General features: G+C 37.5%; 19 protein-coding genes. All 19 read left to right on the plus strand.

All coding sequences use genetic code 11. The annotated features are described in order from the left end of the window. The first annotated feature begins 208 nt into the window (after nucleotides 1-208). The 19 genes from H7T98_RS07985 (at nucleotide 209) to H7T98_RS08075 (ending at nucleotide 24529) form a co-directional block, all read left to right on the plus strand. Entirely contained in the window at nucleotides 209-3997 is a 3789-nt protein-coding gene (locus H7T98_RS07985; protein WP_175057579.1) for a GbpC/Spa domain-containing protein, read from the plus strand. A gap of 461 nt (nucleotides 3998-4458) precedes the next feature. Further along, nucleotides 4459-7473 carry a GbpC/Spa domain-containing protein gene (locus H7T98_RS07990; protein ID WP_201035875.1) on the plus strand — a complete coding sequence of 1005 codons (3015 nt, stop codon included), beginning with the start codon at nucleotides 4459-4461 and terminating at the stop codon, nucleotides 7471-7473. Between the two features lie 159 nt (nucleotides 7474-7632). After that, nucleotides 7633-8313, plus strand: coding sequence for a ribose-5-phosphate isomerase RpiA (gene rpiA / locus H7T98_RS07995; RefSeq protein WP_037600550.1), 681 nt, complete (start codon nucleotides 7633-7635; stop codon nucleotides 8311-8313). A gap of 121 nt (nucleotides 8314-8434) precedes the next feature. Further along, nucleotides 8435-9646, plus strand: a complete 1212-nt coding sequence (locus H7T98_RS08000) for a phosphopentomutase (protein ID WP_002884873.1) — start codon at nucleotides 8435-8437, stop codon at nucleotides 9644-9646. 1 nt (nucleotide 9647) lies between these two features. After that, complete coding sequence (locus H7T98_RS08005; RefSeq protein ID WP_037600553.1) at nucleotides 9648-10193, plus strand: DUF1697 domain-containing protein; 546 nt, start codon at nucleotides 9648-9650, stop codon at nucleotides 10191-10193. 18 nt (nucleotides 10194-10211) lie between these two features. Next, nucleotides 10212-11021 (plus strand): purine-nucleoside phosphorylase, encoded by an 810-nt coding sequence (locus H7T98_RS08010; protein ID WP_037600556.1) that lies wholly within the window; start codon nucleotides 10212-10214, stop codon nucleotides 11019-11021. Nucleotides 11022-11024: 3 nt separating this feature from the next. Beyond that, nucleotides 11025-12272 carry a chloride channel protein gene (locus H7T98_RS08015; RefSeq protein ID WP_201061635.1) on the plus strand — a complete coding sequence of 416 codons (1248 nt, stop codon included), beginning with the start codon at nucleotides 11025-11027 and terminating at the stop codon, nucleotides 12270-12272. Then, nucleotides 12269-12982 carry a type 1 glutamine amidotransferase gene (locus H7T98_RS08020; RefSeq protein ID WP_037601325.1) on the plus strand — a complete coding sequence of 238 codons (714 nt, stop codon included), beginning with the start codon at nucleotides 12269-12271 and terminating at the stop codon, nucleotides 12980-12982. The genes H7T98_RS08015 and H7T98_RS08020 overlap by 4 nt, the downstream gene beginning before the upstream one ends. A gap of 398 nt (nucleotides 12983-13380) precedes the next feature. Then, a complete protein-coding gene (gene deoD, locus H7T98_RS08025; RefSeq protein WP_014634439.1) occupies nucleotides 13381-14091 on the plus strand; it encodes a purine-nucleoside phosphorylase in 711 nt (236 codons plus the stop codon). Nucleotides 14092-14431: 340 nt separating this feature from the next. Then, nucleotides 14432-15892 (plus strand): LCP family protein, encoded by a 1461-nt coding sequence (locus H7T98_RS08030; RefSeq protein WP_201061637.1) that lies wholly within the window; start codon nucleotides 14432-14434, stop codon nucleotides 15890-15892. Then, on the plus strand, nucleotides 15893-16624 hold the full coding sequence (cps4B, locus tag H7T98_RS08035) for a capsular polysaccharide biosynthesis protein Cps4B (RefSeq protein WP_002884982.1): 732 nt from the start codon (nucleotides 15893-15895) through the stop codon (nucleotides 16622-16624). 8 nt (nucleotides 16625-16632) lie between these two features. Beyond that, a complete protein-coding gene (locus tag H7T98_RS08040; RefSeq protein WP_048790943.1) occupies nucleotides 16633-17325 on the plus strand; it encodes a capsular polysaccharide biosynthesis protein in 693 nt (230 codons plus the stop codon). A gap of 9 nt (nucleotides 17326-17334) precedes the next feature. Continuing rightward, nucleotides 17335-18075 (plus strand): tyrosine-protein kinase, encoded by a 741-nt coding sequence (locus H7T98_RS08045; protein ID WP_002890888.1) that lies wholly within the window; start codon nucleotides 17335-17337, stop codon nucleotides 18073-18075. Between the two features lie 56 nt (nucleotides 18076-18131). Next, a complete protein-coding gene (locus tag H7T98_RS08050) occupies nucleotides 18132-19499 on the plus strand; it encodes a sugar transferase (RefSeq protein ID WP_195917970.1) in 1368 nt (455 codons plus the stop codon). A 32-nt stretch (nucleotides 19500-19531) separates the two neighbouring features. Next, nucleotides 19532-20704: a beta 1-4 rhamnosyltransferase Cps2T gene (gene cps2T / locus H7T98_RS08055; RefSeq protein WP_201061639.1), complete on the plus strand. Its 1173-nt coding sequence runs from the start codon at nucleotides 19532-19534 to the stop codon at nucleotides 20702-20704. Nucleotides 20705-20706: 2 nt separating this feature from the next. Then, entirely contained in the window at nucleotides 20707-21855 is a 1149-nt protein-coding gene (locus tag H7T98_RS08060) for a glycosyltransferase family 4 protein (RefSeq protein ID WP_201061641.1), read from the plus strand. A gap of 1 nt (nucleotide 21856) precedes the next feature. Continuing rightward, nucleotides 21857-22498, plus strand: coding sequence for a DUF1919 domain-containing protein (locus tag H7T98_RS08065; protein WP_021144217.1), 642 nt, complete (start codon nucleotides 21857-21859; stop codon nucleotides 22496-22498). Further along, nucleotides 22495-23466 (plus strand): DUF6625 family protein, encoded by a 972-nt coding sequence (locus H7T98_RS08070; protein WP_037600570.1) that lies wholly within the window; start codon nucleotides 22495-22497, stop codon nucleotides 23464-23466. The genes H7T98_RS08065 and H7T98_RS08070 overlap by 4 nt, the downstream gene beginning before the upstream one ends. Beyond that, a complete protein-coding gene (locus H7T98_RS08075; protein ID WP_201061643.1) occupies nucleotides 23459-24529 on the plus strand; it encodes a glycosyltransferase family 2 protein in 1071 nt (356 codons plus the stop codon). The genes H7T98_RS08070 and H7T98_RS08075 overlap by 8 nt, the downstream gene beginning before the upstream one ends. The last annotated feature ends 19 nt before the right edge of the window (nucleotides 24530-24548 follow it).

A 24548-nucleotide genomic window follows, 5' to 3' on the forward strand; every position in this document is an offset into this window, starting at 1 on the left:
TTATCTATAGCCGCTTAATTCTAATTTTCAGAAGAAGTAACATATAAAATTAAGCTATCTATCCTTTTAAATTAAATAATCAATTAAATAATACTTATAAATTGAAAATGAGTGTAAATTTTTGAGAAAATTAAGATAATTCTATTGACAGAAAATTTAAAAGTGTTAGACTTTAGGTGTTAAGAAAATATAGAAGGAAATTTGTGATATGGGAAGAAAAGATTCACAACGTTTTTCAATCAGAAAGTATAGCTTTGGGGCTGCTTCTGTTCTTTTGGGTACAACCATTCTTGCGATGGGTGCAACTGGTGTACATGCAGATGAGGTTTCAACTTCAGCTGCTACTGATACACCACTTAGTGCTTCTGTGCTAACAGATTCTGCTGTCGATCCGGCAACAACTGTTGACCATTCAGAGAAGCAAGTTGTTTCTGTCAAAGAAGAAGGAAATACCACTGTAACAACAAGTGTTGTAACAACTGATAGCCTTGAGGAAGCTAAAGTTTCTGCGGTAAAAGAAGGGGTAGAAGTTGAAGAAACTGCACCTCAAACGCATACATCCCTAGAGGGGGCTATTGCTAACAATCAAGCTCAATCAAAAGAGATTAATACAGTTGTTTATGATTATCAGAAAGCAAAAGAAGACCACAAAAAAGATGTAGCTGAGTATGAGAAAGCTAAGGCTGAGTACGATGCTAAAGTGGCTGAAAAAGCAGCAGCTGATAAAGCAAACGCTGCTTCTAAAGCACAGTATGATACTGATCAAGCTGCTTATGAAAAAGGATTAGCTAAATATCAAGCTGATAAAAAAGCCTATGACGCAGCATTGGAAGAGTATAATACTCAAAAATTGACTTATGATTCTAAAGTAGCAGAAAAAGCAGCTGCTGATGCAGCTAATGCTAAGTCAGAAGCCGATTACAAGGTACAGCTGGCTGTTTATGAAACTGCTAAAAAGAACTATGAAGCTGCTATGGCTCAGTATACCAAAGACAAGGCAAAATATGATGCCGAGAAGGAAGCTTATGATGCTAAAGTAGCTGAAAAAGTTCGTACAGAAATTGAAAACAAGGCTGCTCAAGAGCAGTATGAGAAAGATTTAGCTACTTATAATGCCGCATACGAAAAATATCAAACCGATTTGGCTGCCTACAAGACTGCTAAAGCAGCCTATGATGCTAAAGTAGCAGAAAAAGTAGCCGCTGATGCAGCTAATGCAAAAGCTAAATCTAAGTATGATGCAGAAATGGTCACATACAACGCAGCTTTGTCTGAATATAAGGCAAATAAGGCTCTGTATGATGCAGCTCTAGCTGAATACAACACAAAAAAAGCAGCCTATGATGTGAAAGTAGCTGAGAAAACACAAGCAGAAATTACGGATAAGGCTGCTCAAAAACAATATGAAAAAGATCTTGCTACTTACAATACTGCTTACGAAAAATATCAAACTGATTTAGCAGCTTATAATACAGCTAAAGCAGCCTACGATGCTAAAGTAGCAGAAAAAGCAGCTACTGATAAGGCAAATGCGGATGCTAAAGCCAAGTATGATGCGGAAATGGCTGTTTACAATACAGCTAAAGCGCAATATGACAAAGATTTACAAGAATATCAAGCTAAGAAAACGCAATACGACCAAGATAAAGCAGCCTATGATAAACTTGTTGCTATTAAAGCAGAAGAAGATGCTTCTAAAGCTAAGTACGAAGTTGAGCTTGCCAAATACAATGTAGATTTAGAGCAATACGGCAAAGATTTTGCTACCTACCAAACAAAACTTGCTGAATATCAAACAGCTTTGGCACAGTACAAAGATGCTAAAGCAGCCTATGATAAGTACATGAATGATAATGGTTTCCAAGATTTAAAAGATGTAGAAACTGTTCAAGATTTGACTTTCCAACGTGAAGGTGGAGCCATTCATACCATCAATGGTATTAGTGCTTATCTCACTCGTGATGCTCAATCTCGTTTGAATACAAGCAATGTACATCAGTATGATTCCAATAAATTGGAAGCTTCAGATATTGTAGCAACTAGTCCTTGGGCTAATAATGAGACTGAATACATTCAAGTTAAAGAAGGCGATAAATTTGTTGTTACTTATGATAACTTGAATCAGTCAAGCATGCGTGAAGATACGGATATGCATCCAATCAAGCGCGTGATTTACCGCTATGAGATTTTGAGTCTCCCATCAAATGACGGTAAAGGAATTGCAGCTGTTAGCTCGGATCCAACTGTAACACTAACAGTCGGTGCTTCAACAGACCAAAATAAACCCGTTAAAGTTGCTGTTGATATTGAATTCTATGATGGTAATGGCAATAAGTTTGATTTGACACAACACAATGCGATTGTTGCTTTGAACTCTCTTAACCACTGGACAGGTGCTTCTTATGTAGATAGTGGGGATAAACCTCGTGCCCTTACAGTAGAAGCCAAGGATAAAGATGGTAATACTGTTCGTGGAACTTGGAATCCGTATGCAGATGGTTCATCAATGAGCATTGAAAACAATGCGGTTGTTGTTAAAAATGGAACAGCTGACTTTGGTACTGCTGATGTCACTATCTCTGCTGAAAACCCAATCAAGATTGTGGCACAAAAAGCAACGTGGAATGGTAGTGAATTTACAGTTAGTGAAGAAACTGTTATTGACGCAACTTCAGTCAATGCTTCAGGTGCTGGGAACGGTCACTCTATTGGAACAGATGAGTTCACATTAGATGGTAAAGATGATGTTATCGGTTCTTATACGATTGATTCAACTTCAGGACGTATCATCTTTACTCCTAAGAAGAAATTTGAAAATGTAGAACACCAAGAATCTGTAAATGTTGGAAACAATAAATACATTCCAATTCCAAATTCAAGTGTTTCTTATGATTCTGCTACAAAAGAGGTGACATCATTTAAAGATAACCAATACATTGAACATGGATCTATCTTTAATGGTGAATCTTCAACGACTCTTGAAGGTTGGGACAATCCATCTTCTCCATACCTCTATTATGGTGGAGCAGGCTTGAAGATGGCTGATGGTCACTTGGTATTTATGGCCAATGGAGCTAATGCATCTGGTCAACCAACAGTATATTGGTTTGCGATTAACTCAAATGTTGGTATTCCAAAAAATCCAGGTGAGGCACCAAAAGAGCCAACAGCTCCTGAAGAACCAAAGGCTCCAACACCACCAACGATTACACTGGAAGTTCTTCCAGCAGTACCAACAGAACCAACTCCGCCAACAGCCCCTACGGCACCAACAGAACCTAACTATACAGTTGTTACAGTTGATGCTGAGGAGCCAAAAGCTCCAACAGAGCCTAAGGCTCCAACGCCACCAACTCCGACAGTTGTTGAAGTTCCAGCGGAGCCAAGCAAACCAGAAGAACCTAAAGCGCCAACACCACCGACAGAACCTAACTACACTGTGGTTACAGTTGATGCAGAGGAACCTAAGGCTCCAACAGAACCAAAAGCTCCAACGCCACCAACTCCAGCTTTAGTTGAAGTGCCAGTAGAGCCACGTAAGATTACGGCTCCAGTAGAACCTAAGGCTCCGACTCCACCTACACCAGTAGTTGTAGAGGTACCTGGTGAGCCAACAAAACCAACGCCACCAACAGAGCCAACAGCTCCAACACCACCAACTATGGTCACAGTTAATGTTCCTAATAAACCTGTTTCACCTAAAGAACTTGTAGCTCCTAAGGTCAAATGGCATAAAAATTATCTTGTTGAGCGCGTAACACGTCCAGTACCAACGACGCCACCAACTCCTCAAAAACCGAAAACTCCTGGAACACCTACAGGACCAAGTGTTACACCAACTTCTTCTGTAGTTGTTAAGCAAGAAACAGAAAGAACTAATAGCGCCGTATTGCCAGAAACAGGTGACTCTAACCAAAAATTAGCATCTGTAACAGGTCTAGGTTTGCTTTCAATGGCCCTTTCAGGTCTATGGTCAGCTCGCAAACGTAAACATTAATAAGATAAAATGAAAGATTAGGTTGTTTTGCCATGCAAGACAATCTAGTCTTTTTTTGTTACCTATTCTTTGCATATTATCGGTATAAATAAGTTTGAATGTTAAAACTAATAGGGGAAAGGAGAGGACATGATTTAGGTGAAAGAGCTATCCCAGAGCTAAATATCGCAATGAAAAGTAAAATGAAAGCTTATAGTTGATTGTTTTTCATAATCTTTTCAATAAAAAAACATTAAAGCGAATTGGACTAGATATTATAAAATTAAACCACCTATTTGTATCGTAAACACTATTAATAATAGGGTTTTGTCTATCAAATATTTTGATATTAAAAAGTATTTGAATTTAAGAATCTAATCGAATTTAAAGGAATGGTTGTTTTTATGAGATATCTCAAATTGACATGGTTCTTTCTTTTGTTAGAATATGAACATAACTAAATATAGAAGGACGTAATTTAAATGGGGAAAAAGGAATTACAACGTTATTCACTCAGAAAGTCTAGCCTTGGTGCGGCTTCTGTTCTTTTGGGGACTGCAGTTCTTGCAGTAGGCGCTTCAAATGCAAGGGCTGATGAAGTAGCAACAACTACAGATTCAGCAACACCAGCAGTTGAAGCAACAGATGCTGTTGAAGAAAACACTTCTGCCGTAGCAGATTCAACTGAAAAGAAAGTTGTTAACGTTACTGAAGAAGGCAACACAACTGTTACAACGAGTGAAGTAACAAATACAAGCTTAGAAGCTGCAAAAACAGCTGCAACTAACGAAGGGGTTGAGGTTAAGGAAGAACCTGCTCAAACCAAAGAAACTGTTGAAGCAGCTGCTGCAGATAATAAAGCACAAGCAGTGAAAATCAATACAGTCGTTTCTGATTATAAAGCGGCTAAAGAACAATACAAGTCAGATAAAGCTGACTATGATAAAGCAAAAGCAAACTATGATGCCAAATTAGCTGAGAAAGCACTTGCTGATAAAACAAATGCTGAAGCTCAGGCTAAATATGATACTGAAAAAACAGCTTATGATAAAGCTTCAGAGCAATACCAAATTGCTAAGCAAGCTTATGACTCAGCTCTTTCAGAGTACAAAACTAAGAAAGTTACTTATGATGCTAAGGTAGCAGAAAAAGAAGCCGCTGATAAAGAAAATGCGCTTTCTGCAGCTAAATACCAAGCAGAATTGGCAACTTATAACCAAGCAAAAGCTGATTATGAAGCAGCTCTTGCACAGTACAATAGTGATAAGGCCAAATACAATGCTGAAAAAGCTAATTATGATAATAAAGTAGCTGAAAAAGTTGTTATTGAAAAACGTAACGCTGAAGCTGAAGCTAAATATCAAACTGAGCTGGCAGCATATAATGAAGCAAAAGCTAAATATGATGTAGAAAAAGCAGCATATGACAAGAATCTTGAACTTTATAACGCTAAGAAAACAGCTTATGAAGCAGATCTTGAAACAAAACAAGCTATTGAAAAATACAATGCAGATGCTAAAGCTAAATACGAAGCAGCCTTGGTTGTCTACAATGAGCAAAAAGCTAAATATGACCAAGAATACCTTGAGTATCAAAACAAATTAGCTGTCTACCAAACAGCGCTTAAACAATACCAAGAAGCTAAAACAGCTTACGATAAATACATGAATGATCCTGTATATCGTAACCTTAAAGATGCTGAAGTTGTTCAAGAATTGACCTTCCAACGTGAAAACGATGCAACACACAAAGTTGAAGGTGTAAGTAACTACTTGACAAAAGAAGCACAAGAGCGTCTTAACACAAGTAATGTTTTCCAATATGACTCTAACAAGTTACAAGCATCTGACATTGTTTCAAATAGCCCTTGGACAAATACTGAAGACGAGTGGGTTCAAGTTAAAGAAGGTGACAAATTTGTTGTTACTTATGATGGTTTGAACCAATCAAGCATGATTGTTGAGAATGAAGCATCAGCAATCAAACGTGTTGTTTACCGCTACGAAATTGTTAGCCTTCCATCAAATGACGGAAAAGGTATCGCGAAAATCAGTAAGGATCCAACAGTAACTATGACAGTTGGTGCATCAACTGATCAAGATAAACCAGTTAAAGTAGCAGTAGATGTTGAGTTTTACGATAAAGATGGTAAAATGTTCAACCTTAGTGAGCGTAATGCTATCGTAGCACTTAACTCACTAAACCACTGGAATGGTGCAGCTTATGTTGAAACATCTGAACGCCCACGTCCACTTACAGTAGAAGCGAAAGACGTTAATGGTAATACTGTCCGCGGTACATATAATCCTTACGCAGATGGCTCTACTTTGGCAATCCAAAACGGTGAAGTTGTTACTAAATCTGGATACGCTGATTTCGGTGGCGCTACTGTTAACATTTCTGATGAGAACCCGCTTAAGGTAGTTGTTCCTATCACTGACTGGAATGGTTCAGAATGGGTTGTCTCACGTGAAATTCCATCTGATGTAACAACTCTTAATGCTTCAGGTAGTGGTAATGGACACGCTCTTGGTAACCAAGATTATACATTTGGTGATAAAGATGATGTTATTGGTTCGTACAGCGTTTCTGCTGAAACTGGTTTGATTACATTCACACCTAAGAAAAAATACCAATCAACACGTCACCAAGAATATGTAAATATTGGTGATAACCAATTCATCGCTATTCCAAAATCATCAGTTACTTATGATGCTGCTACTAAAGAAGTAACATCAGTCAATGATAACCAATACATTGACCATGGTGCAGTCTTTAATGGTGAGACAACGTCTGAATTGACAGGTTGGGATAACGCTGATTCACCTTACCTCTATTATGGAGGTGCAGGTATCAAGATGACAAATGGTCACTTGGTATTTACTGCTGAAGGTGCAAATGCTGATGGTGCACCAACAGTATATTGGTTCGCAATCAACTCTAATCTTGGTTTGCCTAAGAATCCAGGTGAAAAACCTGAAGAACCTAAGGCACCAACACCACCAACAGCACCGGTTAAACCAGTTATTAAAACAGTTGGTATCAATCCACAAGAACCAACACCACCAACACCACCAAAAGAGCCAGTGGCACCAACGCCACCAACTCCAAAGGTAGTTGAAGTACCTGGTAAACCACAAGAACCAACACCACCAACAGGTCCAACGGCACCAACGCCACCAACACCGAAAGTAGTTGAAGTTCCTGCTAAACCAGTAGAACCTAAAACTCCTGAAAAACCAAGTGTTGTATGGCACAAGAACTATGTCGTTGAGAGAGAGTCTCACGTGGTACCACCAACACCACCGACTCCTGTTACTCCTCCAACTCCAGTGACACCGCCAACTACACCAACTCCAGATACTGAAGTTCCTGTAGTGCCTCAAGCTGAGTTGCCACAAACTGGTGAGCACACTAGCAATGCTGGATTTATTGGACTTCTTTCAATGATTTTTGCAGCCTTTGTAGGATTCTTCAAACGTCGTAAAGAAGATTAAGTGGTGCTATTAAATTAGTTCCCCATCAAAACTAGATTCTATTTAGAATCTAGTTTTTATTTTTGCTAGGTTTTACTCCCTCGTATCATTTCTATTTACTGTTGAAACATGTTATAATTATTTTGAACGACTATTATAGAAAGATGCAAGGAGACGAGCATGGAAGAACTTAAGAAAATCGCTGGCGTAACCGCTGCCAAATACGTTGAAGATGGAATGGTTGTTGGACTCGGTACAGGGTCAACAGCTTATTTCTTCGTGGAGGAAATTGGCCGTCGTATTAAGGAAGAAGGCCTTAGTGTTGTTGGAGTAACGACATCCAGTCAAACCACTAAACAAGCTGAAGGTTTAGGTATTCCTTTGAAGGCAGTGGATGATATTGACAGTATTGATGTTACTGTTGATGGCGCCGACGAAGTAGACCCTCAACTCAATGGGATTAAAGGTGGCGGTGGTGCCCTTCTGATGGAAAAAATCGTCGCTACACCTACGAAAGAATATATCTGGGTGGTGGATGAGTCAAAAATGGTTAATCAATTAGGTGCTTTCAAATTACCAGTTGAAGTGGTTCAATATGGTGCTGATCGTCTCTATCGTGTCTTTGAGTCGAAGGGCTATAAGCCATCATTCCGACTTACGGAGGAAGGTAATCGCTTTGTTACAGATATGAAGAACTATATCATCGATCTTGATTTAGGTAAGATTGAAAATCCAGTAACTCTTGGTGAAGAACTAAAAGCTATGACAGGTGTTGTCGATCATGGATTGTTCAATGGTATGGTTAACAAAGTCATCGTTGCAGGAAAAGACGGTGTTAAGGTCGTTGAAGTCAAGGCCTAGTCCAATTTTGATTTCCCCTCACTTTTAATGAGGAAGACTAATTAATTTTTGTCAAACTATTAAATAATATAGAAAGGCAAGAGGTAATTTCGAAAAGATTTTATCTCTTTGTGGTGTTATTATGTCCAAATTTAACCGAATGCATTTAGTCGTTCTTGATTCAGTAGGAATTGGTGCTGCTCCAGATGCCAATGACTTTGTCAATGCAGGTGTGCCAGATGGTGCTTCAGATACCCTTGGTCATATCTCTAAATCAGTAGGATTGAATGTGCCAAATATGGCTAAGCTTGGTCTAGGAAATATTCCTCGTGAAACACCTTTGAAAACAGTACCAGCAGAAAGTAACCCAACTGGTTATGCAACAAAATTGCAGGAAGTGTCTCTTGGTAAAGATACGATGACTGGTCACTGGGAAATCATGGGTCTCAATATTACTGAACCTTTTGATACTTTCTGGAACGGATTCCCAGAAGAAATTCTCACTAAAATTGAGGAATTTTCAGGCCGTAAAGTCATTCGTGAAGCTAATAAACCATACTCAGGTACAGCTGTTATTGAAGACTTTGGACCTCGTCAAATGGAAACTGGTGAATTGATTATTTATACTTCAGCTGACCCAGTTCTTCAAATTGCCGCACACGAAGACGTTATTCCTTTGGATGAATTGTATCGTATTTGTGAATATGCGCGTTCAATTACCCTTGAGCGCCCAGCTCTTCTAGGGCGTATCATTGCTCGTCCTTACGTTGGTGAACCTGGAAACTTCACTCGTACGTCTAACCGTCGTGATTTGGCTGTTTCACCATTTGCACCAACTGTTTTGGATAAATTGAATGAAGCTGGTATCGATACTTATGCCGTTGGTAAAATCAATGATATTTTCAACGGAGCTGGTATCAACCATGATATGGGACACAACAAATCAAATAGTCACGGTATTGATAATTTGATTAAAGCTATGACTTCTGAAGACTTCAAACATGGTTTCTCATTCACAAACTTGGTAGACTTCGATGCCCTTTATGGACACCGTCGTGATCCACATGGATACCGTGATTGCTTGCACGAATTTGACCAACGTTTGCCTGAAATCATTGCTGCTATGCGTGAAGATGATCTCTTGATGATTACTGCAGACCACGGAAATGATCCAACTTATGCAGGTACAGACCATACTCGTGAATATATTCCTTTCTTGGCTTATAGCCCATCATTCAAAGGAAATGGACTTATTCCAGTAGGTCATTTCTCTGACATCTCAGCAACTGTCGCTGAAAACTTTGGTGTAGATAAAGCCATGATTGGTGAAAGCTTCTTGGATAAACTTGTCTAAAATGAAGCGCTATGCATTTTTGGTTCGTGGGATAAACGTTGGTGGTCGTCACAAGGTCGTCATGGAAGAATTTTGTCGTGAGTTAGAAGAACTCGGTATGTCACATGTTTCGTCCTATATAAATAGTGGAAATCTTTTCTTTGATTCTACCTTGATGAAAGAGGAACTCCTCTTAGTTTTAGAGGAATTTCTAAATAAGGCTTATCCATTTATTAAGGTATTTTCTCTTTTTACTCTGGAAGATTACCAAAATGAAGTGGTCTCATTACCCAAGTGGTGGGAAGATGATTTCTATAGAAAAGACGTCCTCTTATTCACTGAAAGACTTGATAAGAACGAAATGAAGAAGGTTATTAACACTTTAGAGTTGAAAGATGAAATACTTCATTTTGGTCAGCTTGGGGTCTACTGGGTAAAATATGATAAATCAACTTATAGTCAAACCGCTTATCATAAGAAGTTATTGAAAACACCTTTTTATCCTGATATAACCATTCGAAATGCGAGAACTTTTTCAAAAATTGGTCAATTTTTAAGCATGAAATAAAATTAAGGGAGAAATAACATGTCGCTACTTGAAAAAATTAGAGTTACTCAAGCATTTTTGGAAAGCAAAGGAATTGAAAAACCTGAGTTTGGTTTAATCTTGGGTTCTGGACTTGGTGAGTTGGCTGAAGAAGTTGAAGACGCAGTTGTCATTGACTATGCGGATATTCCAAACTGGGGACAATCAACGGTTGTCGGACATGCTGGAAAACTTGTTTACGGAACTTTGTCTGGACGTAAGGTTTTGGCTCTTCAAGGACGTTTCCATTTTTATGAAGGAAATCCGCTTGAAGTAGTTACTTTCCCTGTACGTGTTATGAAAGCACTTGGATGTGAAGGTGTTGTTGTAACCAACGCAGCAGGTGGAATCGGCTTTGGCCCAGGTACTTTGATGGCCATCACTGACCACATTAACATGACTGGTCAAAACCCATTAATCGGTGAAAACTTGGATGATTTTGGTCCACGTTTCCCTGATATGTCTAAAGCTTACACACCTGAATACCGTGAAACCGCTCATAAAGTGGCTGATAAACTTGGTATCAAATTGGATGATGGTGTTTATATCGGTGTGACTGGTCCAAGTTATGAAACTCCAGCTGAAATCCGTGCTTATAAGACACTTGGTGCAGATGCTGTTGGGATGTCAACAGTTCCTGAGGTTATTATCGCAGCTCACTCTGGTTTGAAAGTTCTTGGTATTTCATGTATTACCAACTTTGCGGCTGGTTTCCAAGAAGAATTGAACCACGAAGAAGTGGTGGAAGTGACAGAGCGTGTTAAAGGGGACTTCAAAGGATTGCTAAAAGCGATTCTTGCTGAACTCTAAAATATGATAGCTCGGGGAATAAAACCTATAACGTCATTACCCAAGTCGACTAGGTTAAGTTTAGCTGTTTTTGGAACCGGTATTGCTTCAGGTTTGGTAGGCATTCTTTGTCATTACCTTTTGGAGTTTATACAAATTCTTGTATTTGGTAATGATAAATCGAATTTATTGTCACAGTTTAACTCTGTAAGTCCCTTTCGACGATTTGCAGTATTGCTTGTAGTAGGTGTTTTGGCTAGTTTATTTTGGTATTTCCTTCAGAGACGAGTGTCCCTCCTTTCTATTAGTAAGGCTAAGCAACTCATTGGTAAGAAGAGTCCAAATTTTCTTGGCCAGAGTCTACATGCTTTGGTGCAAGTAGCAATCGTTGGAGCAGGTGCTTCAGTAGGCAAGGAAGCAGCTCCACGAGAATTAGGTGCCTTATGTGCTGGCAGTTTATCAAAAAAACTGGGTTTAGAAATTCCTGAAAGACAACTCATGATTGCATGTGGTGCAGGAGCAGGTTTAGCTGCGGTTTACCAAGTTCCCTTTGCCAGTATACTGTTTGTTTTGGAAACTTTGGGAGTTGCTTGGAAACTGAAAAACATTGGTATCATTCTTGTGACAACCTATTTGTCAGCTTATTGTGCTCGTCCAATTGTTGGTGGGAAAGCTATATATTTAGTTGATAAAGTAAGCTTACATCCTACTAGTTTGATACAGATTCTTGTTTTGACGCTGTTTGTAACTCCGCTTGCTCTTATATTTAAAGTTTTAGCTAAAAAGGCGAGTAAAAGTCGTATAACAGATAAACATATTCTCTGGACCATGCCCGTCTCTTTTATAATATTAGGTGGTATTGTAGCTTTCTATCCTATAATCATGGGAAATGGTCAGGTTCTAGCACAATGGATGTTCTCTGGAGGAACTTCGGAATACCTTCCGATTTTGCTGGTAATCAAAGGGCTTATTGTGTGCTTGTTGCTATGGTCAGGTACTTATGGAGGGACACTGACGCCTTCGTTTACTTTAGGTGTCGGATCGGGTTTCTTATTAACAAGGTGTCTTGAGACTTTTGGTTTGTCCCTAAATCCTAATCTAGGAATGTTACTTGGCGCAACCATTTTTTTAGTAACAACTTTGGATGCTCCTCTGACGGGAATAGCCTTAGTTCTAGGTTTTACCGGTCAAGGAGGGCTGGTAGCAGTTCCTCTAATCTTAGCGGGTCTACTATCAAGGATAATTAATAATAGATGGAAGAAAAAACAATGAATATTCATTTTATCTTACACGAAACGTTTGAAGTTCCAGGAGCCTATTTAAAATGGGCTCAAGACCGTGGGCATAATATCACATCAACCAAGGTATATGAGGAAGAGGTCCTTCCTGAAACCGTTGAAGGTATTGATTTTCTAATTGTGATGGGTGGTCCTCAGTCACCTGATGAGGATCGTCAGACCTTTCCTTATTATGACCCAAATGCTGAGATTGCATTTATGCAAAAAGCAATTGCTGCTGATATCTATATTGTTGGTGTATGTTTGGGAGCTCAGCTTCTGTCTGTAGCCTATGGTGGTAAGTATGAGCATAGTCCAGAACGCGAAATTGGTGTGTTTCCAATAACACTTACGGATGATGGATTAGCTGATGAGCATGTCAAAGGTTTTGGCACAACTCTCAATACTGGCCACTGGCATGGTGATATGCCTGGATTGACTGATAATGCAGTTGTTCTTGCTACTAGTCAAGGTTGTCCACGTCAAATTATTCGCTTTAGTCCTAAACACTATGCCTTCCAAGCACACCTAGAGTTTGATTCCCAAGCTATTGATTTGCTCATAGCTGCGGATGGCGAAGAACACTTGCGTAAGCAAAATAAGGAGTTACCTTTTGTTCAAACACCTGAACAATTGCGTACCAACGATTATTCAGAAATGAACAAGAAGTTATATGATTTTCTTGATTCATTGACTCAAGCTTAATCCACTTTTAAAAAAGTAATAATTTATCAACTATATAATAGTGGATAAATTATTTAAAAATAAAAATTAAGAATGGTAGATAGTGTGTTCAGGTTGCTCTTTTACCATCAAAAAATAGAAAGGACGGGTTAACTGTATTCACTAAAATGAATACGGGCGGAGAACGAAGTAAAAAGATAAACTGTCTAGCATTTATAAGGCGTCGTCAGTTTCCTATTATTACTTTGTTCTCTGTCGCCTCTCCTGTATATAAAAAATGAAAGGAAGGGTAGTTCGGGTTTGAAACTGAACCCGGGCTAGAGGCTGTGTAAAAAAGATAAATCCTCCTAGATGCGAAGCATCTTTGTCGGATTTCCTATTTTTACTTTGCCTCTTTAACGCCCTTGGTATCTTATATTATGTCTATCCATATTGCTGCTAAGCAAGGTGAAATTGCTGATAAAATTCTCCTACCTGGAGATCCTTTACGTGCGAAATTCATTGCCGAGAATTTCCTCGAAGACGCTGTATGTTTCAATGAAGTTCGTAATATGTTTGGTTACACAGGAACATACAAAGGTGAACGTGTCTCAGTAATGGGAACTGGAATGGGGATGCCATCTATCTCTATCTATGCTCGTGAGCTTATTGTTGACTACGGGGTTAAAAAATTGATTCGTGTGGGAACTGCTGGTTCATTGAATGAGGATGTTCACGTTCGTGAGTTAGTTCTAGCGCAAGCGGCAGCGACAAACTCTAACATTATTCGTAACGATTGGCCACAATACGATTTCCCACAAATTGCAAGTTTCAATCTCTTAGATAAGGCTTACCACATTGCTAAAGAGCTTGGTATGACTACACATGTTGGTAATGTCTTGTCTTCTGACGTCTTCTATTCGAACTATGGTGAAAAGAACATCGAGCTTGGTAAATGGGGTGTGAAAGCTGTAGAAATGGAAGCAGCAGCACTTTACTACCTTGCAGCTCAACACCAAGTAGATGCTCTTGCCATCATGACTATTTCTGATAGTTTGGTTAATCCAGATGAGGACACAACAGCTGAGGAACGTCAAAATACTTTCACTGATATGATGAAAGTTGGTCTTGAAACATTAATTGCAGACTAGTTTGTAAAAGGACGCCATTTGGTCGTCCTTTTGTGTTGTAGCTAATATCTATTCGAAGTGACAATGGGTTAAAATTTTTCAAACTACTAGAAAAAAATAAAAATATTCGAAAGAAAGATGCTTTTAAGGAATAAGTAAATATCCGACAATTTAAAAAACAACCGCTAAAAATGTGAAAAAGAACTTACAAAACAATGAAAAATGATAGAAATTAAATGCTTGATATCATAATGAAAAACGGTTTCTTCTTTTTTAAAAAGAATGACAATTGAAATGAAGTTATAGTAATGTTATAATAATAATGGGAAATGTCTAATTTTAATTTATAGGAGCAATTTATATGAGTTCGCGTACGAATCGTAAGCAAAAACGTACGAGTAATAGATCGTGGGGGATGGTCAACGTTGGGTTGACCATTCTGTATGCTATTTTAGCATTGGTCTTATTATTCACCATGTTCAATTATAATTTCCTATCCTTTAGGTTTTTGAACATCATTATCACCATTGGTTTGTTGGTAGTTCTTGCTATTAGCATCTTCCTTCAGAAGACTAAGAAATCAGCACTAGTGACAACGGTTGTACTGGTTATCTTCTCGCTAGTTTCTCTGGTTGGTATTTTTGGTTTTAAACAAATGATTGACATCACTAACCGTATGAATCAGACGGCAGCATTTTCTGAAGTTGAAATGAGCATCGTGGTTCCTAAGGAAAGTGACATCAAAGATGTGAGCCAGCTTACTAGCGTACAGGCACCTACTAAGGTTGATAAGAACAATATCGAGACCTTGATGTCAGCTCTCAAAAAAGATAAAAAAGTTGATGTTAAAGTTGATGATGTTGCCTCATATCAAGAAGCTTATGATAATCTTAAGTCTGGCAAATCTAAAGCTATGGTCTTGAGTGGCTCTTATGCTAGCCTATTAGAGTCTGTCGATAGTAATTATGCTTCAAATCTAAAAACAATTTATACTTATAAAATTAAAAAGAAGAATAGCAACTCTGCAAAACAAGTAGATTCAAAAGTCTTCAATATTTATATTAGTGGTATTGATACCTACGGTTCAATTTCAACAGTGTCACGTTCAGATGTCAATATCATTATGACCGTTAACATGAACACACATAAGATCCTCTTGACGACCACTCCACGTGATGCGTACGTTAAGATTCCTGATGGAGGGGCAGACCAGTATGATAAATTAACCCACGCAGGTATTTATGGCGTTGAAACATCTGAAAAAACTCTGGAAAATCTTTATGGCATTAAGATTGATTACTATGCACGTATTAACTTCACATCTTTCCTTAAGTTGATTGACCAACTTGGTGGTGTGACAGTTCATAATGATCAAGCCTTCACGAGTCTTCACGGGAAGTTTGATTTCCCAGTTGGAGATATCCAAATGAATTCTGAACAAGCCCTTGGCTTTGTTCGTGAGCGTTATAGTTTGGATGGAGGAGACAATGACCGTGGTAAGAACCAAGAGAAAGTGATTTCTGCGATTGTAAACAAGTTAGCTTCACTAAATTCTGTATCAAACTTTACTTCAATCGTTAACAATCTTCAAGACTCTGTTCAAACGAATATGTCTCTAGATACCATTAATGCTCTGGCCAATACACAACTTGATTCAGGTTCTAAATTTACGGTGACTTCTCAAGCAGTAACAGGTACAGGTTCAACCGGACAATTGACCTCTTATGCTATGCCAAATTCTAGTCTCTACATGATGAAACTGGATGATTCTAGTGTGGAAAGCGCCTCTCAAGCTATCAAAAATTTGATGGAGGAAAAATAAGTGATTGACGTTCACTCACATATTGTTTTTGATGTTGATGATGGTCCTAAAACTTTAGAAGAAAGTCTTGACCTCATTGGCGAAAGCTATGCGCAAGGAGTGCGTACTATTGTTTCAACATCCCATCGTCGCAAGGGAATGTTTGAAACCCCAGAGGATAAAATCTTTGCAAACTTTTCTAAGGTAAAAGAAGAAGCAGAAGCACTTTATCCAGACTTAACTATTTATTATGGTGGTGAACTTTATTACACCTCAGACATTGTGGAGAAACTTGAAAAGAATCTTATTCCGCGTATGCACAACACTCAATTTGCTTTGATTGAGTTTAGTGCTCGCACATCTTGGAAAGAAATTCATAGTGGGCTTAGTAATGTTTTGCGAGCGGGGGTAACGCCTATTGTTGCTCATATTGAGCGCTATGATGCCCTCGAAGAAAATGCTGACCGTGTTCGAGAAATCATCAACATGGGGTGCTATACTCAAGTTAATAGCTCACATGTTCTAAAACCAAAGCTCTTTGGAGATAAAGATAAAGTAAGAAAAAAACGTGTTCGTTATTTCTTGGAGAAAAATTTGGTTCATATGGTTGCTAGTGACATGCATAATCTTGGTCCAAGACCACCATTTATGAAAGATGCTTACGCTATTATCGAAAAGACTTACGGAACGAGACGTGCTCGTAACCTTTTTATCGAAAATCCACAAACACTACTTGAAAATCAATATATATAGGAGAAACTATGACTCAGGAAAACACGAAGCGTGTTGAAATCGATGTACTTGCACTATTGCAAAAACTTTGGACTAAAAAAGTATTTATTTTATTTACAGCCTTTTATGTCGCTGTCTTTGCCTTCTTGGGAACTTATTTCCTCATTCAACCAACATATACGTCTTCTACACGTATCTATGTGGTTAACCAAGCTAATGATGGCAAAAACCTTTCTGCTCAAGACTTGCAGGCCGGTACATTTTTGACAAAAGACTACAAAGAAATTATTACATCAAACGATGTCTTGTCAGAAGTTATCAAAGATGAAAAATTGAATATGACAGAAGCAGAACTTGCTAAAATGATTTCAGTTAATATTCCTACTGATACTCGTCTTATTTCAATTTCTGTTAATGCTAAAACTGGTCAAGATGCGCAAACACTTGCCAATAAGGTTCGTGAAGTTGCTTCAGAAAAAATCAAGAACGTGACAAAAGTTGAAGATGTTACAACACTTGAAGAAGCTAAATTGCCAGAGTCACCATCTTCACCAAATATCAAACGTAACGTGCTTCTTGGAGCAGTGCTTGGAGGATTCCTTGCAGTGGTTGGTGTATTGGTACGTGAAATCCTAGATGATCGCATTCGCCGTCCAGAAGATGTGGAAGATGCCCTTGGAATGACACTTCTTGGAATTGTCCCTGATACAGATAAAATTTAAGGAGAAGAAATGCCTCTATTAAAGTTAGTAAAATCTAAAGAAAACTTTGCCAAACAAACAGAAGAGTATTACAATGCCATTCGCACAAATATTCAATTTTCTGGTGCTCAGATGAAAGTGATTGCGGTTAGCTCTGTTGAAGCTGGTGAAGGAAAATCAACGACATCTGTTAACTTGGCGATTTCATTTGCTAGTGTCGGGCTCCGAACACTTCTCATTGATGCAGATACTCGTAACTCTGTTTTGTCAGGTACATTTAAATCAAATGAGCCTTATAAAGGCCTTTCAAATTTCCTTTCTGGAAATGCTGATTTAAATGAAACGATTTGTCAAACTGATATTTCAGGTTTGGATGTCATTGCATCTGGTCCTGTACCACCTAATCCAACAAGTCTTTTACAAAATGACAATTTTAGACATTTGATGGAAGTTGCTCGTAGTCGTTATGATTATGTCATCATTGATACTCCACCAATTGGTTTGGTCATTGATGCTGTTATTATTGCCCATCAGGCTGATGCCAGTCTTTTGGTTACAGCAGCTGGAAAAATTAAACGTCGTTTCGTTACTAAGGCCGTTGAACAATTGGAACAAAGTGGTTCACAGTTCTTAGGTGTCGTCCTTAATAAAGTTGACATGACAGTTGATAAATATGGATCATATGGTTCTTACGGATCATATGGTGAGTACGGGAAAAAATCAGACCAAAAAGAAGGTCATTCAAGAGCACATCGTCGTAGAAAAGGATAGCATTAATGGGGATGATGCGGCTCCTTATACCTTAACAGATTAAAAAGGGGTTTAGAGTGAAAGAAAAACAAGAAATTCGTCGCATTGAAATTGGTATCATACAGTTAGTTGTGGTTGTTTTCTCAGCCATGGTAGCTAGTAAATTACCATATACAGAGATTACCCAAGGAAGCATTGTTCTTTTAGGTGTTGTACATGTAGTGTCTTACTATATCAGTAGTTATTATGAAAATCTTAAGTATAGAGGCTACTTGGATGAACTCATTGCAACTGTCAAATATTGTTTCATATTTGCTCTAATTGCAACATTCCTCTCGTTTTTTGCAGATGGAAGTTTTTCAATCTCACGTCGCGGACTTCTTTACGTCACCCTGATTTCAGGTGTTCTCTTATACGTTACAAATACTGTTCTTAAGTATTTCCGTTCATCAATTTATACACGTCGTAAAAGTAACAAGAATATTCTCTTGATTTCTGATCAGGCGCGTCTAGAAAATGTTTTGTCTCGTATGAAAGACAATATGGATGGTAGGATTACAGCAGTTTGTGTCTTGGATAATCCTTATTTCACTGATCCATTTATCAAGAGTGTTAAACCTGAAAATTTAATCGAATATGCGACTCACTCAGTAGTAGACCAAGTTTTGATTAATCTGCCAAGTGAGCAGTATAAGATTTGGGATTATGCATCACCTTTTGAGCTCATGGGAATTCCAGTATCCATTAATTTGAATGCCCTTGAATTTATGAGTCAAGGTGAAAAACGTATCCAACAATTGGGTCCTTTCAAGGTTGTTACGTTTTCAACGCATTTTTATAGCTATGGAGATATCTTGGCGAAACGCTTCCTCGATATCTGTGGAGCCTTAGTTGGTTTGGTGCTCTGTGGGATTGTTGGAATCTTCCTTTATCCACTTATTCGTAAAGATGGTGGGCCAGCCATTTTTGCTCAAGACCGTGTGGGTGAGAATGGACGTATCTTCAAGTTTTATAAATTCCGTTCTATGAGAGTAGATGCTGAAGAAATCAAGAAGAATTTGATGGCACAGAATCAAATGTCTGGTGGTATGTTTAAGATGGACAATGATCCTCGTATTACTAAAATCGGACATTTCATTCGTAAAACGAGTCTTGATGAACTTCCACAATTTTGGAATGTTCTAAAAGGTGATATGAGCTTGGTTGGAACACGTCCACCAACATTGGATGAGTACGAATCTTATACACCGGAACAAAAACGTCGCCTCAGCTTTAAACCAGGTATTACTGGTCTTTGGCAAGTAAGCGGTCGAAGTGAAATTACGGATTTTGATGAAGTTGTAAAACTAGACGTTGCTTATATGGACGGATGGACAATCTGGCGCGATATCAAAATCTTATTGAAAACAATCAAAGTAGTAGTAATGAAGGATGGAGCAAAGTGATGGCTTTCTCCATTTCTTTTAATGGTGATTAAATGACAAAATCAGTTTATATCGTTGGTTCTAAGGGAATTCCAGCAAAATATGGTGGATTTGAAACCTTTGTTGAGAAGTTAACAGAGTTCCAACAAGACAAAGATATCCAATATTATGTAGCTTGTATGCGTGAAAACTCTGCTAAATCAGGTATAACAGCAGATACTTTTGAACATAACGGTGCTAAATGCTACAATATCGACGTCCCAAATATCGGGCCTGCACGTGCCATCGCTTATGACATTGCAGCTCTTAATAAGGCCATTGAAATTGCTAAGGAAAACAATGACCAAGCACCGATCTTTTATGTTTTGGCCTGTCGAATTGGTCCATTTATCTCAGGTATTAAAAAGAAAATCAAGGCTATCGGTGGTACCCTTATGGTTAACCCGGACGGTCATGAATGGCTTCGTGCGAAATGGAGCCTTCCAGTTCGTAAATATTGGAAAATTTCTGAGCAACTCATGGTAAAACATGCAGATCTTTTGATTTGTGATAGTAAAAACATTGAATCTTATATTCAAAAGGATTATGCGAAGTATCGTCCTCAAACAACTTATATTGCCTATGGGACAGATACAACTAAATCTCGATTGACTAAGGTTGATGATAAGGTTCGCACATGGTATTTTGAAAAGGGTGTCATTGAAAATAATTATTACCTTGTTGTAGGACGTTTTGTGCCTGAAAATAACTATGAGGCTATGATTCGTGGCTTTATGGCATCTAACTCTGACAAGGACTTTGTACTCATTACCAATGTTGAAGAAAACAAATTCTACGACAAGTTGCGTCAGGAAACTGGTTTTGACAAGAATCCTCGTGTGAAGTTTGTCGGGACTGTTTATGACCAAGAATTGCTCAAATACATTCGTGAAAATGCCTTTGCTTACTTCCATGGTCATGAAGTAGGTGGTACTAATCCATCCCTTCTTGAGGCTCTTGAGTCTACTAAACTCAACCTCTTGTTGGATGTAGGCTTTAACCGTGAAGTCGGTGAAGATGGTGCTCTCTATTGGAAGAAAGACCAATTGGCAAGTGTCATTGATCAAGCTGAGCAATTGGATGAACAAGCTATCGAAGAACTCAATCAAAAATCAAGTAAACGTATTGCTGAAGTCTTTACTTGGGAAAAAATTGTTACAGACTACGAGAAAGTATTTAAAGGATAGGAATGCAGAAAATTTTATATCTTCACGCTGGTGCCGAAATGTATGGTGCTGACAAGGTTTTGTTGGAGCTTATTAAAGGGTTGGATAAAGATGCCTTTGAGGCTCATGTCATCTTGCCTAACGATGGTGTCTTAGTGAGTGCATTGGAAAAGGTTGGGGCTAAGGTAAAAGTTATCGATTATCCGATCTTGCGCCGTAAATATTTTAATCCTAAGGGAATTCTTGAGTATTTTGGCTCTTATAATCGTTATTCAAAACAAATTGCTAAATATGCTAATGATAATGGGATTACTCTCGTTCACAACAATACGACTGCGGTGCTTGAGGGAATTTATCTCAAACGTAAGTTGAAACTTCCTTTGATTTGGCATGTTCACGAGATTATCGTCAAACCAAAAGCAATCTCTGATTTCATCAACTTTTTGATGGGGCGTTATGCTGATACGATTGTGACAGTTTCAAATGCTGTGGCCAACCACGTGAAGAAGTCTCGCTTTGTAAAAAATGACCAAGTTCAGGTCATCTATAATGGTGTTGACAATGCCGTCTATCATGAAATGGATGCCAGCGCAGTTCGTGACCAGTTTGGTATCGCACAGGATGCCTTGATTATCGGAATGGTTGGTCGAGTGAATGCTTGGAAAGGTCAAGGCGATTTCTTGGAAGCAGTGACTCCAATCTTAAAGGCTAATCCAAAAGCAGTAGCCTTTCTGGCAGGGAGTGCTTTTGAAGGTGAAGAGTGGCGTGTTGATGAGTTGGAAAAGGCAATATCAGACTCACCAGTAGCTGGACAAATCAAGCGTATCGATTATTATAGTAAGACAACAGAGCTCTATAATATGTTTGATATCTTTGTTTTGCCAAGTACCAATCCAGATCCCCTACCAACCGTAGTTCTCGAATCAATGGCTTGTGGCAAACCTGTAGTCGGCTACCGTCATGGTGGTGTCTGTGAAATGGTTAAGGAAGGTGAAAACGGTCTTCTTGCCACACCAAATCAGCCTGCAGAATTGTCTAAGACCATCCAAGAATTAGCTGATAACACTGAGAAGAGAGAGCAATTTGGCAAGGCCTCTGTCAAACGCCAAAAAGAACTCTTTTCATTACAAAGTTATATTCGTAATTTCTCAGAACTATATAAGAAGTACTAATATGAACCGTGAAACACTAAAAAATAAATTAAAACCAATCGTTTATCCAATTATTAATTTTATTCCTAGACGAAGACTTAAGAATAAAAATTTTACGATTATTTGTGATAATTGTTGGGCTGGAAAAGTCTATCAGGAATTGGGCTTGCCTTATCAAACTCCATTTGTAGGGATGTTTGTCTTTTCGCCTGATTACATTAAGATGCTCAATAATTTAAAATACTATTTGAGTGGAAACATCCCCTTGAAATTTGTTAAGGAATCCAAATATATCAAAGACTTTGATAATGCCTATCCTCTAGCACTTCTTGATGATATTGAACTTCATTTCCTGCATTATGCAGATGAGGAAGAAGCAACTCAAAAATGGAACCGTCGTTTAGAAAGAATTCATTGGGATAATTTGTATTTCAAGTTCAATGATAATGATGCTTGTACTTACGAGCTGATGAAAGAGTTTGAAGAACTTCCATATAAGAGTAAGGTCATCTTCTCTTCTAAGAATTATAGTGATCTACCTTCCTTGGTTCATTTCAAATCAGCAGAGAAGCAAGGGCATGTTGGGATAGATTTGAAAACTTACCACCGCTATTTTAATGCTGTTACCTGGTTGAATAAGGGTGGAGAGGATTTAACGAAATGAAAAAGATAAGACTTATTATTCCATACTTTGGAAAACTTCCAAAGTTTTTCCCATATTTTTTGCTGACCGCCAAACGTAATCAAAAGATTGATTTCTTAATTTATACGGATCAAAATGTTGACCAATTGGAAATTTTGAACGCTGAGAATATTGAATTTAAGACTCTTTCGTTTGATGATTTAAGAAAAAAAGTACAGTCTAAATTTGATTTTGAAATTTCTCTCAAAACACCTTATAAATTATGTGACTATAAAGTTGCTTATGGGTTTATCTTTGAAGAGGAGTTGAAGGGATATGACTACTGGGGATTTTGTGATACAGATGTCTTACTTGGTGATATTTATCAATTTCTGGAAGAACATAGCTTTTTTGAGAATGACTATGCTCGATATGGTCTTTTAGGTCATCTCCAAATATTTAAAAATTCACAAGAAGTTAATCATGTATTTATGTCTGGGCAAGGTTTAAACTATCGATTAGATTATCATAATGTCTTTACTAGTGAGCAAAATTTTATTTTTGATGAGGCAGAAGGTATTCAAAAATTGTTTAAAAAATCTGGTTTTGAACAATTACAAGATAAGTTTTTTGATGATATTGATATCAGCCATTTTTCATTTCGAGAATATGGAGAAGATGAGCCTAAACGTTATTATTCTTGGTCACAGAAACATGGCTTGAAATCGATTAATTTAATTGATGGTAAAATAGTTATCAAACATCCGCTATATACACATTTTCAAAAAAGGACAATTGAATGTCCTGAATTTGAACTTGTAGAATCATTTTATGTTATTCCGAATAAGTTAGTATTTGGAGAAGAACTTTCGATACAAGAAATCGAAGAAGTCACTAAAAATAAGTTCTATTGGGAATATGTCAAGTCAACGTTTTTTAAAAAATTTAAAATGGAAAAATGGTCGTTAGAATTTATTCGCCATAAATTAAGGATGAGAGCTAATGAGTAATATAGATTTAAGCATTATTGTTCCGGTATATAATGTTGAGAATTATTTAAGAAGAGGTCTGGATTCAATTCTGTCGCAACCGTCATTAATAAATTATGAGATTCTATTAATTGATGATGATTCAAGTGATAATAGTGGTGCGATTTGTGATGAGTATCAAAAACATTATTCGAATGTTTTTGTTACTCATATTGAAAATAATGGTGTAGCAGAAGCTAGGAATCTGGGCATCTCTTTATCAAGGGGAAATTATTTATACTTTATGGATCCAGATGATTTTTTGTCTGATGATTTCTTTGAAAGGATATCCCCTCAATTTAATAAAAAATGGGATGTTCTTTGTTTTGGCTACAATGAGATTAAAGAAAATAATAATAATATTTTATCTTGTCGTTCTCATACATATAGTCAAACTGGAATTCTTGATAAAGGTGAATTTAGAAGTTGTTTTGTAGATTTATTTAAAACGGACATGATGTATAATGTTTGGTCAAGAGTATATAACAAATCGTTTATTTTAAAATACGATATAAAATTTCCTAGCAGATCAGTAGGAGAGGACACATTATTCAATTTTCAAGTTTATCAACATTTAGATAACATTCTTTTTATTGATTCGACTCTTTATAATTACATTGCAGGTAGGAGTGGTTCTGCATTGACAAGTTTTCATCCTAAAAGAATTGAAATTCAATTAGATGAACTTCAAGAATTACGTAAATTGCTTGAACAGTTCCAATTAGAAGATGCTACATTAATTCAGGATATTAAGACCAAGATTATCATAAGTTCAGTTTTTCAAATTTCTAATTTAAAGTTGAGAAAACAAGAAAAAATAGAATTACTACAGTCTATTATTGCTAATAAAGCTTTTGACAAAATTTTTTCAGGAAATAGGAATCAACTGATTGGGTCTTATAAGACTCTATTAAGACAGCGAGATATTTCTTCTTTTCTTAGAAGATTGAGTATTGATCTTCTAACTAAAAAAAAATTTCGGACAGTCATCTTTATTGAAAAAATGAAAATGAATCCAATTTTACGTAAAATTGCTTTTAAATAAATTAGCTATTCTTATAAAC

Source organism: Streptococcus sp. 23.2 (assembly GCF_016648665.1).
GTDB lineage: Bacteria > Bacillota > Bacilli > Lactobacillales > Streptococcaceae > Streptococcus > Streptococcus salivarius_E.